Annotated in this window: 10 protein-coding genes and 1 pseudogene; all 11 read right to left on the reverse strand. The window is 44.9% G+C overall.

Annotated features, from left to right (window positions below; all coding sequences use genetic code 11):
- Nucleotides 1–279 precede the first annotated feature (279 nt).
- Nucleotides 280–2732 (reverse strand): annotated as a pseudogene (locus N5O98_RS03230) (beta-glucosidase H).
- A 37-nt stretch (nt 2733–2769) separates the two neighbouring features.
- Entirely contained in the window at nt 2770–4977 is a 2208-nt protein-coding gene (locus N5O98_RS03235; RefSeq protein WP_004311200.1) for a glycoside hydrolase family 3 N-terminal domain-containing protein, read from the reverse strand.
- Between the two features lie 67 nt (nt 4978–5044).
- A complete protein-coding gene (locus N5O98_RS03240; protein ID WP_004311199.1) occupies nt 5045–5899 on the reverse strand; it encodes a DUF4886 domain-containing protein in 855 nt (284 codons plus the stop codon).
- Between the two features lie 27 nt (nt 5900–5926).
- Nucleotides 5927–7747, reverse strand: coding sequence for a DUF4886 domain-containing protein (locus N5O98_RS03245; protein ID WP_118161541.1), 1821 nt, complete (start codon nt 7745–7747; stop codon nt 5927–5929).
- Nucleotides 7748–7755: 8 nt separating this feature from the next.
- Entirely contained in the window at nt 7756–9549 is a 1794-nt protein-coding gene (locus N5O98_RS03250) for a glycoside hydrolase family 2 protein (protein ID WP_004311197.1), read from the reverse strand.
- Between the two features lie 28 nt (nt 9550–9577).
- A complete protein-coding gene (locus N5O98_RS03255) occupies nt 9578–10879 on the reverse strand; it encodes an acetylxylan esterase (RefSeq protein WP_004311196.1) in 1302 nt (433 codons plus the stop codon).
- Between the two features lie 25 nt (nt 10880–10904).
- Nucleotides 10905–12971 (reverse strand): alpha-galactosidase, encoded by a 2067-nt coding sequence (locus N5O98_RS03260; RefSeq protein WP_004302512.1) that lies wholly within the window; start codon nt 12969–12971, stop codon nt 10905–10907.
- Nucleotides 12964–14844, reverse strand: a complete 1881-nt coding sequence (locus N5O98_RS03265; protein ID WP_008646516.1) for an FAD-dependent oxidoreductase — start codon at nt 14842–14844, stop codon at nt 12964–12966. Before N5O98_RS03265 ends, N5O98_RS03260 begins: the two co-directional genes overlap by 8 nt.
- A 20-nt stretch (nt 14845–14864) precedes the next feature.
- Nucleotides 14865–16466, reverse strand: a complete 1602-nt coding sequence (locus N5O98_RS03270) for a hypothetical protein (protein WP_022199016.1) — start codon at nt 16464–16466, stop codon at nt 14865–14867.
- A gap of 88 nt (nt 16467–16554) precedes the next feature.
- Nucleotides 16555–18198: a SusE domain-containing protein gene (locus N5O98_RS03275; RefSeq protein WP_008646518.1), complete on the reverse strand. Its 1644-nt coding sequence runs from the start codon at nt 18196–18198 to the stop codon at nt 16555–16557.
- 20 nt (nt 18199–18218) lie between these two features.
- Complete coding sequence (locus tag N5O98_RS03280) at nt 18219–19940, reverse strand: RagB/SusD family nutrient uptake outer membrane protein (protein ID WP_004302516.1); 1722 nt, start codon at nt 19938–19940, stop codon at nt 18219–18221.
- Between the last annotated feature and the right edge of the window lie 2 nt (nt 19941–19942).

Here is a 19942-nt window from a genome sequence, read left to right on the forward strand (position 1 = left end):
ACACCAATTGAAAAATACAGGGAACTGCTTCCTGACAGATGGGAAAAGGCTAATGACTAAAAAGGGATCATTAGCCTTTTTATTTTAATACACTATATAGAATCGCGGAGACGCTTACTATCTTACACACATCTGCAACCGTATCTTGCACTGCATAAAACAATTGTATATCAGCTAATTGAATCCGATTAGTGTAAGGTGCAAGATGTTTTTGCATTTTCAAACTTTATAGAGTCGATTAAGTTTTAATTATTTATTTGTCAGTTCACTATTCAGTAATTATAATTCAATCGCAGCCTTTAAAGGTAATTGATTGGAAGCCGGACCGACAAGAATCTCAAATACCCCCTTTTCTACTACAAAGCGGTGTTGATTCATATCGTAATAAGAAAATGCGTCTTCATTCAATACAATAGAAAGGCGTTGTGTCTCTCCTTTCTTCAAGAACACCTTATCATAGCCTTTCAGTTCTTTCAAAGGACGGGGAACGGAAGATTCTACATCATGCACATATACCTGGGCTATTTCCGAAGCATCCATTTTTCCTGTATTCTTTATATCAAAGCTAACCGTCACCTGATGTTCACCGGTTTTCTCCACAGCTAAATTACTATAAGCGAAAGTAGAATAAGACAACCCATAGCCAAATGGATAAAAAGGTTCTTTACCCGAACGGTCATATCCCCGATAGCCAACAAAAACACCCTCTGAATAATCGACACGTTTAATTTCCGCTTTCAGATTCTCATAATAGCTGTCATGCACCGGATTATCTTCCCATTTCTTTTCGATAGAAATCGGCAACTTACCACTCGGAGAAATCTTTCCAGTCAATATTTCGGCTATTGCCTGTCCACCCTCCTGTCCGGGATACCATGCCATCAAAATCGCTTTTGCAGCCTCATGCCAAGAGGTAAAGTCAACTCCACCGCCAGCATTTAACACTACTACCAGATTCGGATGCAGAGAAGCTACTTTCTGAATGAATAATTCCTGATAATGTAACAGAGCAAACGGGCGATCGAACCCCTCTCCTTCTGTATTGCTATTGAAACCAGTACAGAATACAACATTATCCACCTTTGCCAATCCTTGACGAAGTTTCTCTTCATTCAGCCTGGATGCTTTAAAACGGATAATTGCTGAAGAGATATTATCAAAAAACTCGATTCGGAAGCTGTATTCTTTACCTGCCTCAACCGGCAGTTCCACTTCACGGCTTGAATATGAATGATTACCCCAGTCGCCTGTAATATGCTTATCATTCACAAACAGGCGATAACCATCATCGCCACCAATGGATAGTTTTAATAATCCATCCTTTTGAGACATATAACTGGCTGTCCAACGGACAGAAAATCCATCTTCCGGAAAACCTTCCAGTGGTGCTCCATATTGCCAGTCATAATCAACTGATGCTTCTGTACGAATGACCTCCGGTTGTCCCGAAAGCGTTTTATTCTTAAAATATTCGGCTTTAAATCCTTTCGTCTGCCGAGCGGCATCCGCGTAAAATTCATGAAGAATATCCTCATAAATCACATCGTCCGTCAACAGAACGAGGTTCTTTTTTTTCAGTTTTTCCAGTCCCTCACTAACAGATACCGTAGAAAATGGAGTTACAAAACCACTTCCACCACCCGTAGGAATGCGGTCGGCATTGGGCCCCATCACAGCAGTCTTTCCTTTCAAGGGGAGTAGATTTCCTTCATTCTTCAGTAAGACTACACCTTCGCGTGCCAGTTCTAAAGCAGCCTGGCGGGAAAAAGGATTATCCTGCGCGATGTTACTGTCTTTCTGTTCCTTATCCAGCATGCCGTAAGCAATCAAGGTCTGCAAGATATGCTGCACTTTCAGATTGATGGTTTCTTCTGTCACCGTACCGTTTTTGATAGCAGGTATAAGATTGTCGACATTCATAAAACGTCCTTTCGGCATTTCAAGATCAAGTCCGGCATTAGCGGCTCCTACGGCAGAATATACGGAAGTCCAGTCCGACATTAAGATACCTTTAAATCCCCAGAGATTACGCAAGATATCAATATTCAACCATTTATGTTCGGTAGCATGGACACCGTTCAGAAGATTATAGCTGTTCATTACAGCACTTACATTCGCTTCCTGTACAGCTTTCCGAAAGGTCGGAAAATAAATCTCGTGCAAAGTACGTTCGTCTATGTCCGAACTGGCATGATGACGGCTCCATTCCTGATTATTAGCTGCAAAGTGCTTGATGGTGGCAATAACTCCTTCCGATTGCACGCCTAGGATATATTGTTTAGCCGTTTCACCCGTTAAATAAGGGTCTTCGCCAAAGTATTCAAAGTTACGTCCACACATAGGAGCACGGTAGATATTTACTCCCGGTCCGAGCAGTATATTCACTCCTCTGGCTTTGGCATCCTGCCCAATCCTTGCCCCAGTTGATAAAGCAGACTCCGGTTCCAGGTAGAAGCGGAAAGTATTCCGGAAGGATAGAGAGTGCTCTTGGGGGCATGATTACGAATTCCCTGCGGTCCGTCCGCCAGTTTTATTTCAGGAATCCCCAGACGGGGGATTGCACGAAGCGAGAAGCTGGTATATCCGGAGATATACTCTATTTTCTCTTGCAAAGTCATTTTAGATACAATTTCCCTGGCACGTTGTTCGGCTTGGGGAGTGATTGTCTGCGCACAGGTTAATATGCTCCATGCAAGCATACATAAACCTATGCCTCCTATTTTCTTTTTCATGGTGATTTTGTATTAATATAGCATTGTTAAAAACCAACTAGTCTATCAGTTCTATTTTAACGGTCTGTCCCTGTACCAAAATATGATATTCTCCGGCTTCAAGGAACCGTTTACCATCCTCATTGACAAAACCGAAATCACGTTCCAGGTCTATGTCAAAACGGAAAGTCTTCGTTTCTCCGGCTCTAATCAACTGTTTTTCAAAGTGTTTCAGTTCTTTCACCGGGCGGGTAATCGAGCAATACGGATCGGATATAAACCAATGAACAGTCTCTGCTCCATCGCGAGCACCGACATTAGTGACAGTCACTTCTACAGACAATCGATCGCCGCGCTTCACTTTAGTAACAGAAGGGGTAACGGTGCCATACTTAAATTCGGTATAACTTAATCCATGCCCGAACGGATATAACGGATCGCTTGTTATATCTTTATAGAATCCTTGATGTCCACGTCCGCTCTTGCGGCGATTGTAATAAATAGGAATTTGTCCCGTTGAATAAGGGAATGTCATGGCAAGTTTACCGGATGGGTTGATACGTCCTGATAATATACCGGCCATCGGCAACGCGCCATTCACACCCGGTTGCCAGATTTCCAGTATAGCATCGGAAATTAGTTCCAGACGATTCAATTCCAACGGACGTCCATTCACCAATACCAGTACGATAGGCTTTCCGGCTTTCTTCAGTTCTGCGGCCAGTTCTTCCTGAATCTGCGGTAATGCGATAGAAGAACGGGAAGCATTCTCCCCACTCCAGGTCATCATCTCACCCAAACAAAGAACAACTACATCAGACCAGCGTGCAGCTTCCAATGCTTCTGCAAATCCTTCTTTGTTATCTCCTTTCGTAGCACAGCCTGCTGCATAACGCAATTCAGCTTTTCCTGCAAATTCAGTAGCCAGTCCATTATAGAGCATGGCAACATCCGTATCTTTTCCATGACCACACCAGGAACCCAACAAGTCCCAACCATTTTTTGCCATTGGTCCTATCACGGCAATCTTCTTTTTATCAGTCAGCGGTAATGTTTTGTTTTCATTTTTCAGCAAGACCATGGATTCCGCCGCAAGCCGGGCTGCAATATCCATACTTTGCGGACGGAAGAAACGTTCTTTCTCACTTGTTGCGGGAGTATAAGGACGTTCGAACAGGCCGAGACGGAATTTCAAAAGTAGAACACGACGTACAGCTTCATCTACTTGAGCTACCGATACTCTGCCCTCTTCTACCAACTCCTGCAAATGGCGGTCGTAAGCATGAGACATCATATCCATTTCAAGACCGGCAGTAAACGCATGCCAGGCTGCTTCTTTTTTGGTCGCTGCCAATCCCTGATTTTTCAACTGTTCGATGGCTCCCCAATCGGAAACAATAAATCCATCATGCCCCCAACGTTTCTTTAATATCTCGGTCATTATGTAAGGATTGGCCGAACCCGGCACACCGCTGATATCATTAAAGGAACTCATCAGTGTTGCCGCACCTGCTTTCACACCCATCTCGTAAGGGAGCAGATAAGTATCCCAAAGAGTTTGTTTGGATATCTCGGTATAGACATAGTCACGCCCGGCTTCGGATGCCCCGTAACCTACATAATGTTTCAGACAAGCTGCCATACGGTTTTCTGCTGACAAGTCATCTCCTTGATAACCTTTGACGGAAGCTGCACCGAATACCCCGTTTGTATAAGGATCTTCACCATAACCCTCTGCCACACGTCCCCAGCGGGGATCACGAGCCACATCAATCATCGGTGAGAAAGTCCAGTCCACTCCCGACATACGCGCTTCCTGTGCAGATACAGCACACGCCTGCTCTACCAAATCCGGATTCCAGGAACAAGCCTGTGCCAACGAAATAGGATACACGGTACGGAAACCATGAATTGCATCGTAGCCGAAAATAATAGGAATACCCAGACGAGACTCTTCCATTGCTTTTTTCTGCATACTATTACGCAGTGCGGGATTTGTTTCGAAGTAAATCAGAGAACCGATTTCTGCGGGCACTTTCTTCACTTCTTCACCTACATTATTCACATTGTTATTCCGTCCCAGGGTATATTGATTAAGCTGCATCACTTTCTCTTCCAAAGTCATGCGGGATAGGAGATCATTTACGCGTTTCTCTATCGGAGCCTTCGGATCTTTATATAGTGCAACATCTTTTTTATCTTTTGCCGAAAGGGTGCATATAGAACCTAGCAAACATAATCCGTAAACCAATACTTTCTTTCTCATCGGTGTTTTCGTCGGTTAATTAGTATATAAATATAGCTTTATCAGACAGCCACAACATGGCTTCTTTTTATCGTCTTTCAGATAAATCAGTCACCTTATACGGATGCTTCACTGCTGCATGAGCAGCTTTCTGGGCAACAGCTTTTCGAGCCTCATCCAGGCTCTCCGGGGCATAAGGATTTCCGATTACATTGCGTTTGAAGATACGTTCGAACCAAGTGCAGGCAGCAGTATAACGTCCGACTTTCACATCCAGATGATGTCCGTCCCGGTTCATATGATCGCCAATGAAAGAGGTACGGGCATTCTGTATGGCAGTGCCCGTAGGGATAATCATCTTAATCTTATATGCCTTACCTGCTTTTTTCACTGCATCTACAATTGCGTGATACATCGTCAGCTGATCGCGGTTGTAGTTTTTAAATCCACCGTGATTGGAAGTGGATGCATAGGCCCAAGTCTGGTGCAGCATCAACTTTGTTTTCTTGGGAAGACGGGCTTTTACATACTCTATGAGCTCGGGAAGAGAGGCTTCATACGTCTCATACATTCCGGAAAAAGTACTTGCCTGTTGCAGGCTGACATAATCCCAGTCTTCATCCGCCAACACCATTTCCAAAGACATCTTGCCTTTTTCCCGTTTCTTTCCATCCGTACCGATTTTCCGGTAGGCATAGGCAGGAGCATTTTCACGTGCATTCTTCACATGGCGTTCCAGAGAACAGCCACCAATAAACATATTGCCGATTATGGTTGAAATGCCTTCGGCTTCCGCAAGTTCATGCAGATATTGCTCAACGGCATCTTGGGAAAAGCTGTTGCCAATGGCAAGTATTCTGACCGTTTTTTGCTGGGCATATGCTCCTCCGGCAAGAAGGAGCAGTATGCACATACAAATCACTATATTTCTATATTGCTTCATTGTAATCAATATGATAAAAAACAAACCTTATTTCGCCAGGCTAATGCATAGTGCATTGATATGTCCTTCCGCGGCACTACCGGTATCAAGCCCTTTCACCTCGACAATGACCTTTCCCTCCGAATCCGGTTCTACATTCTCAAACTTGGCAATGTACTCCTCGAAGTTTGCGGCAGCAAACGAGGCAGCATCCTTGATACCTGTCTTCACTTCTTTAACCGCACTCTCCGTTTTACCTACCAATTTATAAGAAGAGATACGGGCGTCTTTGCTTCCATTGAAACGGATGGCTAAAATAGTGAAATTATATTTCCGGGCTACATCCAGTTGAGAGATTTCTATTCTTCCTGGACCTACATCACCCTGGTTTTTCTCTCCTTTCACTAACAAACCGTCTTTCCATGCAGTCAGAGGAAATTCCACGCCATCCACCGTCACTGGGCTAGCCGGTTCGGAACCGACTCCAGCATGAGTCGCAGTAAATCCGTCAAGCACTCTGACACCAATATTCGTATAATTGTTTTCCACATCTTTTATCCAGCTGGTGGTTGAACTTTCCTGATGAGAAGTTATATTATTCCACGGAGTGGCAGAAAGTGAAGTCGGACCGAAATCAATATAGATGGGGGCTTTCAAGTCGGTGTCAGATATCTCCGGTTGCTTGAAGTCAACCAAATCGGTCACTTCATCAGGTTTCTGCACAGCGTAATGGGCAGCATTTTGTGCAATCTTCACTACCTGCGGGTCAATCGTTTCGGGAGCATACGGGTTGCCAACAACGTTTTGTCCCGTAATCATCTCAAACCAGGTGCAGGCAGCAGTATATCGCCCGTAAGTAACCTCCAGATGATAACCGTCACGGTTGAATGCATCACCCAGGAATGAGGTGCGGCCGTTCTGTATGGCTGTCCCCGAAGGAATCAACAGGCTCAAATCCGTATGATTCGTCATAGCCTGTCGTGCAGCCGTTACGATAGAAGAATACATCGTCATCTGGTTGCTATCATAATCCGGGAAACTTTCATGAGTGGAACTGGAAGTGTATGCCCAAGTCTGATGCCACAGCAGTTTAGCTTTCGGACAACGTTCCTTTATTCCTGCAATCAAATCAGCCAATACCGTATATGTTTCGTATTTACCGGATTTACCGCTCGCCTGTTGCAGACTGATATAATCCCAGTTTTCATCCGCCAATCCCTGTGATAGTTTATAACCGGTTTTACCTACTTTCTCGCCTTTTACTATTTTACGATATTCATAAGCAGCGGCATCCGACTGGAAGTTAGCCCAATGCTTATCCAGGTCACAGCCGCCAATATACATATTTCCGATAATTAACTCATAGCCTGCCGCTTCTGCCAGTTCATACAGATATTGCTCAACGGCATCCTGCGAGAAACTATTGCCAATTGCCAGTATTCGTATAGCATTTTGCTTTACGGTCACCGGAATTGTAGCAACTAGCGGTTTTGTATTTGTAGGACATTCGATAGAAATCGCTGTGCTACCATCCGCAACACCCGTAATAATAATGCTATTATTATCTTCGCTGACAGCTACTGTAGCGATGTTTGCATCTTTGGAAGTACAGGTATATTCCGGTTTCAGCTCTTCTTCACCACCAACCGATACGTTCAGAGTGACAGATTCACCAGTCATGACAGTGACTTCCTTAGAAGCAACCACCATCCAGTTTCCATCTACATATACTATTTTTTCTTCTGTCTGGGTTACAATCTTCTCCGAGTCCGAGCAGGAAACCAACGAACTGCCAACAGAAAATAACGTTACTAAAAAGAATAATCCGCTCAACAGAAAATTATTCTTTATTCTGAAATGCTTTATCATAAGTACTTTTAGTTATTTCTTTTTTTCATGTAATAATCTCTCATCAGATACCATGCCTTCTTGCGCATTCCCTGATCGGATATTAACCCTTTGCGGTTCCAGCCATCCTGATTAGTGGGGTGGAAACGGAACGGAGAACGGAAGTCGAACAGAATCCAGGGAGATACTCCACGCAGGTTAGGGATATTGTCGAACATACGGATATTGTCTCTATACAGACGTGCCTGATACTCTTCACTCCAGGAGCTGACTACATTCTCATCGCCGGACTGACCGTACAGTGCTTCACCACCAAATTCAGAAATAATCAACGGTTTGTCCGTCACTACTTCCCAGATTGCATCTTTCGGTTCAACAGGCCATGGATGATACCAGCCCATATATTTATTGATTGCTACGACATCCAATTGGGAAGTAAAGGAATCTTCCATTACAAAACGCTGTTTCTCACTGTTAAAGCGCACAAGGTCAAAAGCGGCGACATACAGACGGGTAGTATCCAGTTGTTTGCCTGTTTCAAGCAGGGAAGTCAAAAAATCATTCCGTTCTTTGGAAGGCTGTGTTTCATTGGCAACACCCCAGTAACCTACTGCACAACGATTCTGATCGCGCTTTATCATTTCAGAAAGCATCTTCTGTGCTTTCTTACGGGTATCTTTGTCTGTAAAGTCAATGCCTTGCCAAATAGGAATTTCCTGCCAGAGAAGGAAACCCATCTTTTCTGCCAAGCGTACCGTGTATTCATTCTGCGGATAATGTGCCAGACGAATCATGTTCACACCAAGCGCCTTAGCTTCATTCAGCAACATAGCTGCATCGGCTTCCGAGAAAGCACGTCCCATGCGCTGCGGAATCTCCTCATGGAAAGAGATGCAACACATAAATGTCGGTTTCCCGTTCAGGTAAATATCCGTTCCTTTCACTGTGATGTTACGGAAGCCTATTTGTTCCTCCACGCGGTCGGTACTTGAAGAAATGGCCACACCATAGAGTTTCGGTTCTTCGGGCGACCAGCGTTGCAGTTTCTTTGCATTCAATACGGTTTCCGCTTTTCCTTCCGCATCAGTGGTAAGTTCCGCATTGATTTTAAGTTCGGGGATGGCGACTGTCACCTTTTCACCTGCCTTTTTATCAGAAAGACGTACACGGGCAATGATCCGGTCGGGAGCATTTTTATCCAGTTGGATGAAGTAATCTTCTATAAATGTGCGGGGAGTTTTCACCAGCAACACATCTCTTGTGATGCCGCCATAATTCCACCAATCGAACGCCATAGCAGGAATGGCGTCCTTGGTACGACGATTGTTCACTTCTATTGCCAGGAAGTTATCGCCATCTTTCAACAGGTCCGTCACTTCTACTTGGAAAGGGGTGAAGCCACCTTCATGTTCTGCTATTTCTTTTCCGTTCAGGTAGACTTTGCAACGATAGCTGACAGCACCAAAATAAAGAAACTGACGCTTGTCTGCCAGACGTTTGGCATCAAAATGACGCGCATACCATACAGTACCCTCATAATATTTCAGTTCGGGCGACTGCGAGTTCCAGTCTCTCGGGACATTAAGACGCAAGCCGCCTTCGAATGCATATTCGTAGAAATCAGTATTTCCTTTCGGTTGCTGATTTTCATAGATTTTCATTCGTTGTCCCTGATCGTACAGGTCGATAATGGCATTCCATTTACCATTCAGTGAATGAATGTCACGACCGTAGACATTCGTTATCAGTTCTTGTGCCGCAACGCTTCCTGCAAAAGCGATCAGCAACAACAGACATAGATTTAATTTCTTACCTATTTTCATTTATCTATTAGTTTGTGGTATTTATACATTATTCGTTTCTCGATTCATTCTTCAGGAAATTCATCACCCAGTTCCAGGCAGCACTCCACTGCTCTGCATAGGCATAATGGGCAGTCGTTTCGGCCACGAACAACTCTTTCGGAGCATTAATCATGTTGTAAGCCGAATAAGTGGTGGTAGGCGGACAGACCATATCATTATAACCGAAAGTATAGAATCCCGGTACTTTAACCTGCCGGGCAAAGTTGACTACATCAAAGTACTGAATGGTTTTAATCTTCTCCGGTGTCCGGTTCCTTTCATCCTTAAACATGTGCGGCCAACCTCCTGCGCGACCATGAGCATAGCCTGCAATATCACACAAAGCCGGATAGAAAGAAACTAATCCTTTGACACGGTTATCCAGTCCGGCAATCACTATGGAAAGTGCTCCGCCCTGACTTCCACCGAAAGTTGCCAGATTACCATTAAATTCGGGAAGTGTGTAAATGAAATCAATGGCTCTTACACAGCCTGTATAAACCCGTTTATAATAATACTTATCCCGATCGTCCGTATTGAATGAATGGTAATTCTTCAAGGCCCCGTTATAAAGTCGGTGATATACATCCCCCGTCAGGTTGACCGGAATGCCGTGAATACCGATCTCCAAAATGATAAAACCATTTCCGGCACGTTCGGGCTCCCCGTTATATGCGCGGATACCCGCACCCGGTACTTTCAAGATGGCCGGATATTTTCCGGGAGCTTTCGGCACACAAAGGATGCCATACATGCGGGATGCATAGTCATTATTCGCAAAAGAAACATGATATACATTCACTTTGTCCGTACACTTTTCCGGCAATAAAGTCATTATAGGTTCCAGCGCCCACTTTTCAGCGGCTTCTTTGGTGCTCTTCCAGAATTCAAGAAAATCGGCGGGCAACGGAGTAGTCGGTTGTAGCTTCTCCGGATCAAAGCCGACGGTAGCTACACCTTCATATTCACGCCCTTGATAACTGACAAAAGCACGGCAACGCAGGAAACCCTCTTTTTTCATTGTACCTGCATTAATTTCGAGCTTTTCATTCTTCAAAGGTTGTTTACCTGTCTGATGAGGTTTCATCATATCTTCCGAAATCTCATAACGCACTTCCAGATGATCCTGTGGAATATTGCATTTCAGTACAGCTACTTTGAATTTCACTTTTTCTCCCGGTTGATACAACCAATTGGTGTGGTCGGGAGTGACCAGCACTTGAATCAGCCTTTCCGCCGGTTGCCCGTACACAACGAATTGCACGGCAACAAACAAAGCAAGAAAAACAGAACGCAAACTTTTTATCATAATTCCATTATTGTTTATAGTCTTTTCATGGTTTTACCTGGTATTGATAAAGAGTGAAAGAATTCTTATCATTCAACTCGAAACTTACTTTACCCTGTACACCGACTTCAGCAACAAACTTTTTGCCATTTCCCATCAAAGGAGTAAAAGTTACCTTCTTGCCCTCCGGAAGCCAAGTATCAATGGTTCTTTTGGCTATATCATTGTCTTCGCGGTAAATAATGAGATAACCTTGCGTGTCAGAGACTATTGATTGAAATCCTGTCCACGAGCGTCCCGAAGGTTCTTCACCAATGGGTAATATGATGCCTTGATGAAATTGAAGTTGCAAGGGTTGATATTCCTTGAGCAGAGTTGCCGTAGCATAAGCCTCTTCGGGCAGGTTCGAAGCCTCCATCCAAGCCAATGGCTGTGCCGCCAGGGTGATGGCAAAGAGGTAGTCGAAACTATAACGAGCGGGAGCAAATGGATCGGTAGTGCTGTACTTATCGGCATTACGCCATTTATTAAGGAATTCTATCTGCATCTTCTCGGCCGGTACATAGCGAGACAGCATCCAAAGATTACGCAAGGTGCGATAGGGATAATAGTTGCCCCAATCGGTATAACGGTTTTCCAGGAAGATATTGCCATACTCATTCATATAATGATATCCACCGCGACGACCGGCAGTGGCATCGAGGTTGAAAATCACCTCATGGTTGGTTTGTGCTAACACGGCATCAAACAACCGGCGCAAATTCTGTTCGGCTGTTTTAGTAGGTATTTGTAAGCCATCTATCTTGAAACAGCAGATGCCATACTCCTTGTAAAGCCCGATAATGACTTGCGCGTCTTTTTGCCAATCGGCAAAATCATTCTGTATACTAGGATTGAACCATAATCCGATACGAATACCCAATTTCTTTCCTTTCTCTACAATGCGTTTCAGTCCATGAGGGAATTTCGTGGGGTTGGGCGTCCAGTAATCGGCATTTTTCCAAATATCTTTAAAGCTGCCTCCGGCTGTCTTTGAGTTGGGACTTTTTCCGCTCTGCCAACCATCGTCCAGTTGAAAGAGGGTGACACCCAGACGTGCGGCACGATCCAGCTCAGCCAGACAGAAAGCCTCATCTATTTTGGCATCCTGACTACGGTCACCCCAGGTATTGAGCATAATCATCTCATCCTGTGCGGCAGTGTGGTGGCGCAGTTGTTTTTGATAAAGGCGCAATGCTGTTAGTGCTTCTTGTTCATCTCCGGTATAGACACCGGTAACGCATCCATAAACACGAGTCCAGCTATCCGGTTTCACATCATCAGATGCAATGCCCAGACCCACTACCATAAAATCGCTAAAGTCGGCCACGAAGTCGGAACCATTATAATGTAATTGGGTACTGCTGCAAGGAGCCTCTTTCAAGAAAAAGAAACCTTGCCGGGTAGCCACATCGTGAGCAAAAAGCAGATTACCACGATAGGTATTGCGACGGTAAGGAAGCCAGGTACGTTCTGTCACCAGATTGTCGTTCCAATCAGTATAGTCGAAGAACTCTACCGTACGGGCACGCCAATGATTACCGGAGAGTTGCAATCTGTCAATCGTCGGAGTTTTCACCCCCGTAGTCATATCGGCTGTGTGCTCTATATTTTTACGATCGGCATTAGAACGATTGTCATCTTTATTCTGGTAAAGTTCTACTTGTCCTTTCAGATAGGTATCGCAGGCAATGGCGGGACAGTCTGCATAAATGCGATAGCGACGTTCTATACTTAGAGAACCGATGGTGCAAGCCACAGTGGCTTGCAGATAGCTGGCATGTATACCATTCGTTGGAATCTCATTCACAGTGAAAGTAGCAGCTGTAGAGATGCCTTTCACAATCGAGAAGTCGGGCTCTTTGCCTTGAGCCGGGATTATTTTTCCACATAGCTTATCGGTGAGGCTAATGGTGACAGGTGTACCATTATTCCACAGCATGGTACGCTCCATGTAGTTATTGCCCATACGTAGTGTATCACCTTTCAGGAAAGCATAATAGTGTTGTCCCCCCCAAAGCGGCAATCCCAATATGGTTGAGAGAAATATCGTGATAATACTTTTTTTACTCATAGTTTGTCTGCGGTTTGATGTAAGCCGGAGCCTCCAACAATTTGTTGGGTTCGTTGAAACGTTGGTTATCGGGTACATTGTGTTTGCCCAAGCCTGCCTGCATAAGCTGCTTTAATTCGGGCAGATGATGATGATAGATATCACGCGGTTCTACGCCATGCTTATGACAGAGTCCGGCTGCCATACCTACTACTTCGCCCATCATACCAGTAGTACGCATCACACGCACCGTACCCAAGGCTACGTGTGTGCAACTCATATTACGACCTGCCATAAAGAGGTTATCCACATTGCGCGAATAAAGACAACGATAAGGGACAGCATAAGGATGAATCCAACGATGCACCGTTGCCGACTTGAATTCATTATCAGGAAAACGCACACTGTTCACGCTATCGGGGAAGTGGAGGTCGATACTCCAAGTGGTAGTAAACGAAGCATCCTCGTGCGCCACATTTTTGTCTATATCGTCTTGTGCTAACACATAGTCGCCCAGAAGGCGGCGAGATTCACGTTTACCGGAAACATACGCCACCCAATCGAGTGAACGGTTGGCATACTTTTTACGATCCGCATAGTGATTCTTCAGATAGCTCCAATTGGAATATACCACCAAAAGTCCATAGTCGCGTATGCGTTCAGCCTCGGTGATTTGATTACGGTTCATTCCTGTTTCCCATTTCCATTCGCCCATAGTTACAGGCTCGCAATTATCAGCGCCAAAGCGCATACCATATTCGAAGCGGGGGAAAGAGGTCTTCTTCTTCATGTCCTTGCTATACCATTGTACCGATGCGCCCATCACTAGCGAGTCGGGCTGCTCGGGAGCGAGACTTTCGCCATATTCATCGCGGCCTTCACGTCCCATAGTCCAATCGGCACCGGCTAAGTAGCCTATGGTAGCATCGCCAGTGCAGTCACTAAAAAGAGGAGCGGTAAGTTCCGTTTGTTCACCTGTCTCAATGTGTTGAATAGTGACTGATGCTATGCGATCACCCTGCATCTTTACGGCCACAGCACGTTGCGAAGCATAAAGGGTGATATTCTTTTCGGCAGCTATAAAGTCTTCCTTTTTCTGATCTTCATAATAGTCACCCGGTTGGGCATTACCGGAACGTTCATGACCGAATTCGCGTATCATACGACCTAACCCCTCGTTGGGTCCCTTTTCGATAATACCACCCAGGTGTACACGTATCTCCGACGAGTTATTACCACCCAGTACAGGACGATCGTTCACTAATGCCACCCTACAACCTAACCGGGCAGCAGCCGTAGCGGCACACATGCCGGCTACGCCTCCTCCCACTACCACAAAGTCGTACTGATGGGTGGGCACCGTTTGTTGTTGTTGCAAGCGGGCACGAAGTGCAGCTGTCTCTGCCTCGCCCCATGCAGTGGGTTGCGCATTCATATCAGTCGTGAGATAGATGGCATCACAACGACCATTAAAACCTGTAAGGTCTTTCAAAGCAAGGGTAATAGTACCTGCCTTCAATACGACCTTACCGGCGGACTGCCATTGCCAGGAATTACCGGTGTGTCCCAACGTAGTTTTCAGTAACTTACCACCTAAAGCCAGACGAAACTTTCCGGGTCCTTCGGCATCGGTCCAAGGTGAAGTCCAGTTGTAGGTGCGGGCATATACATAGTAAGTGCCCGCCTGGGGAATATTGATTTCTGCCGTAGCATCGGCCACAGGAATACCCATGCCATGTGCCATGAGATAGGGTGAACCCATTTGATCCATGAACTGCTGGTCGAGCACCCAGCCGCCTCGCTGGCTGAAGCTTTCTGCTTCGATGAGCAGTTCTCCGGCTACAGCCACAAGGCTACAGGCTACGGCTATGCATGTCAGTAAGATTTTTTTCATCATAGCACAGCGTTTTTTAATTATTGAATAGTTATATCACCCACTTTCACCCAACCTTTGGAGGTTTGATACTCATCGCGGGCTGAAATTAAGATACCAATGGCATTCTCTTTGGTAGTATCTACCAATCCTACTGCCCAAATGTAATTCCCTGCGGCTACATCAGTGAGTTTGATATTAGTAGTGTAAGTCTTGGGAGCTCCCTTCATCCAAGTGGCAATGTTTGCTTTGTCTTCTATATAGATGCGGACGGGCTCCTCTGTATTCTTATCGAGCAGAGCGATAGCAAGTTTGTACTTGTCACCATACTGCGGCAAATTGGTAGGACAGTAACCCCAACCCAAGTTCGACCAGCGGTGAGTAAGTGATACACTACTGCCACTACGAGCTATAGTAGGAATAGACAGACGGTCGGGATAGAGACGGTAACCACCTTCGGCAATAAACTCCTTCACCAAATGGAAAGCTGTATTGAACCAAGAATGAGTTTCACCTTTGTTCACGTTGGTATCAAAGCGGAGGTCCATCATGTTGACATAACCACCCTTGGCTTCATCATATTCTCCCTGGCGCACCTCGGCAAAATTCTTGTAACCATCGCCGGCAATAGAACCACCGTGTGATGATTCTACCCAACCACCTTCCATAGTAATAGGTACGATACCATGATAGGTAGTACTGATGCCACGCTCCCAATCCTTATAATATTGCTTCATGCCGAAAGCATCGTGACGCAAACAGAAGCCTTTAGCTACGGCACGTTTCACCATATCGGCAGCTACATCGGTATCGGTATCACTAAACTCTTTGCCACTAAGCAAACAGCGATGATAATTAATCATGATAGGCACTTTAGTGAAAAGGCGTGACATTACGTCTGTAATCCATTCAAATACTGCTTGTCTAGGAGCTTCATCACCTGTAGAGTATTTCAGGGTGTGAGTCTCGCCCCATTTGCCTAATCCAAAACCACTCACAAATTGAGTGACATCAGGATCATTGTATTTGGCTGCAAAAGCAGTAAGAAACTCTTCATACTCCCTCTGGAAAATGGGATCGTCCGGATAAGGTGTCCATACGTTTACACTACCGGTAGTAGTGGTAAATCCTTCAGCACCGGCCTCTTTTACATAATCGGGACAGGCATCTTCATGTTTGTCACGACTATCACACACAAAGGTAAAGGCGAGCTTCAAGTTTCGTTCTTTAGCTCCTTCCACCAGCATACGAAAACGCTTGGCAGGTTCGGTCTGTACACTTTCATCCCATACATATTTGCCTTTTTCAGGATTAAAGTTACTCCAAAGACCACGTACGTAGAGCGTATTGCCATAGTCAGATACCTTCACAGTACCTTCTGACGACTCGAAGTTATCATAAAGATCCCAGAAATCCATCATCATACCACTTCCAATACCCGCGTAAATGACCCATCCACTCATAAGGTTACGCTGCAGTTGGTAGCGTTCGGGCATGATATTGACGGTCGTGTTGCCTTCAATGTTCCAACTATAATCGGTTATAGGGGCATCATCGTCTGAACAAGCAGTGCCAATGAAAGACGTAGTAGCCAGCAGACACATCGACAAGGTCTTGATGCTGTTTTTTATTATTTTGTTCATAAAATATATCTCGTTTATTGTTATCATTTAAAGGTAGAATAAGAAGTGAAGTGATAAAAGCTCCACCTCTTATTCTTTCATTTTGGATTTATTTAATATCAAAGAGTACAGTGTTGTTCTCCAGGTCCACTACCACATAGTTACAGCCCTCCGGGATGAGGAAATAAGCATAGCGGTTATTGCCCTGACCTGTTACGGCTCCTTCTATCTTACCCGCTGTTACTGTGGTGTATCCATTGTAGCTATTACGAACAGCATCAGCAGTAGAACCAACGAACCATCCGTTATTAGCATATCGCAGCGTGCTGAAGTTCACCCAACCGGCATTTGTCTTCCCATAATTATCCTTATATTCATTACGTGGCAATACATCACCTTTATAAACGAATACTTTCGGATTGGCAACACTCTGAATAAGATTATACTTCACTTGACAGTACTTGAAGCTTTTTCCGGTTTCTTCATCAATACCCGAATCGTAAGCAAAACTATTGAAACCACCATACATGTGCAGTACATTGACTTCCTGACTCCATGGGTTTTTCCCCAGTTCGGTATTGTTGAACGATACGGTGAGTGGTTTCAGATCGGTAGCGGTCGAATAGATGGTAATAGATTTCTCCTCCTTATTCAATACAATGCGGTAAGTTCCATCGGCCGGAATTGTCCAATATTGTTTATCCACTTTGCTAATGAGTACTTGTCCGAATGTTGACAATTGACCATCTTCGATGTCATGACTATCAGCTATTTCCGGTACAATGGCCATCGCTTGTTCACCTTCGAAGGTGAGCGGGATGTAAAGGTTACCAGCTTTCAGTGCACCACGCCAAGCATAAATCTGGTCATTTTCGAGGACTTGAGCCATCTCAATCTGTTCCCCACCTACGGCACTACCAGCCAGGAATATCTGATCGGCTTCAACTACAGCACCAGCTTCTACTATCTTCACCGTCTGTTTACTCATATTCACAGTGATACGATAGGTAGCTGCAGATGGAATTAACCACGAATTGGCTTCAGCGCGATCGGATATGACGCCTGCCATTTCACCTGTGGTGATAGGGGCATCGGCGGTTTCCGGGCCAATGGCATTCAATTCGTCGGCATAGTCAACGGGGAAGTTTATCTTACCGGCAACCAAAGCTCCTTCGTAACTATAAATTCTGTTTGTCTCGTCTTTCAACGTCATCTTAATATTATCATCGCCTACGGCAGTACCTCCCACATAAAGGTTATCAGCTTTATACTGTTTGGGGCCATAAGTTTTGAACTTCACCGTTGCAGTAGCAATATCGGGCACCATAAGACGGGGACCTTCAAAGTTGGCTGTAACAGTAAAAAGGACTTCGCCAATGGTACTGGTGGTTAGACCGAAGTAATCGACCAATATATCCTGCATCTCTTTGTTGGTGTACGAGCGAAGAAATTCACCATCATCATCAAATTCCTTGATATTTGCAACATCGCTACCGATAAGCTGCATCTCATATTTATAAGTTGTGATATAATCTTCACCAAAATTGTGAGCGGTGCTCCACTTCAGCGTAAAAGCTGTCTCGTTGGGTTTACTTTCATCGAGCTTAATATATTCGCCCGAAGGAGTCAACTCAATCTCCGACTGGTTGCGTGAGGCAGTATTGTCTATCTCCTCTTCGCACGAGGTGGCAAGCATGCTCATCATTCCCACAGCCACCATTCCAAGGTTTCTATATAAATGCATTGTTTTCATGTTCGTAATAGTTTATAGGATTAATAACCCGGATTGTTGGGTAACAAGTTGGGACACAACTCCACATCATGTGTAGGCAGCGGCCACAAATATTCGCGTTCGGGGAAGATGCGTTTAGCACCCTGCGAACAATAACCGGCATTAAAGAGAGCTGCAAAGTCTGCTAAACCATCTTCGTCGATTTGCGGAGTCATTCCCCAGAACCAGAGGTTCTTGTTCACGATATTGTTCAGCAATTCTGTGGGGTCAATAAGCATGATGTAATTGTAACCATTCAATGCTTTTCCTGCCAATTTCCAACGCATCAAGTCTTGCAGGCGTTGGTTCTCCATAGCAAACTCCATGCGGCGCTCTATACGCAGGGCACGTCGCAGTTCGGTTTGGTTGGTAGTGGTCACGGCAGGATAACTATCAGTAGCTGTTACATTCACACCATAAGCACGAGCACGTACCATATTAATGGCTTTCAGCACGCTGTCGTCAATCAGGTTCTGTTCTATCATGGCTTCAGCATAAATCAACAGTACGTCAGCATAGCGCATTATGATATAGTCTTGTTCTACCTTTTGGTCTACTGTCCACGTAGCATCAATACCTTTCTTCCACAACAATCCTGTATATGAACTATATTGATTCACGATACGGGTATCTTGGTTGCTTTGTGTCTTACCTGTGGTATAGTTCATTACAGTTTTAGCTGCAGGACTGGGGTCGTATTCGAAACCACAGTGCTCGGTATTGAATTCAACGATGGTCATTGTACAACGCGGGTCACGGTTCTTGAAAGGCTTGCGAGGATCAAACAACGGTGATTCGTCAATAGGTAGCCCGTCAGTACAGAGATATGAGGCCAAGAGGTCCCATGAGGGATTGTATGAGCCATATCCTCCGGCATTACGAGGAAGACCGTTCTTCACAATCCAGGAATCGAGCATCACTTCGTTTTCAATGGAGCGAGGTATCACGAACACTTTCTCGTCATTCAGTTTGGTGCTCTGCTTGAAAAGTTTAGCATAGTCAGGTTCCAAAGAATAGAGTTTAAGATCCATACAAGCTTTGGCGGCTTGTGCAGCTATCTCATAATCACCCATATAGAGGGCAAAGCGCGCTTTCATAGCCAGGGCTGCTCCTTTGGTAGGATGGATATTTTCGTCTTTTCCATAGCTTTCAGGCAAACCGGCAATGGCTTTATCGAAATCAGCATACACCAAAGGAATCACTTCCGCTTTAGGTCTGCGACCACGTTGCAAAGCTTCGGAAATGGTTATAGTCTCTTCCTGATAGGGCACATCACCATAAAAGAAGATCAGTTCAGCATATTTGCAGGCACGACAGAAATAAGCCTCACCGGCATAACGATTATAAACTTCCTCGGTCACAGCACCCTTTGCCTTGTGAATATTTTCGAGCATTGTGTTGGTGCGGGCAATAAGTTTGAATGATTGCTGCCACAAAGCATATACTTCATACTGCTGGCCGTTCAGGGTTCCATCAAGCACGGTTCCACCACTTCCCGGGTTACGGTTCGTCTGACGATAGGTTGTGTTGTCCGACCATTGTTCGGATGAGCTAAGAGGTTCTTGCCAATAACCTAAAATATAGAAATCATTGGAAGCCAAACGCAATTCTGTTTCGGATGTGTACCAAGACTCGGTATTACCTTGCGATTTGGGTACCAAGTCCATGCTCTCGCAAGCAGCAAGACTCAGGCACATTCCGGCTAATAATATCTTTGTTTTCATAT

This window comes from Bacteroides sp. LFL-34 (assembly GCF_027257075.1).
In the GTDB taxonomy this organism is placed as follows: Bacteria; Bacteroidota; Bacteroidia; order Bacteroidales; family Bacteroidaceae; genus Bacteroides; species Bacteroides ovatus.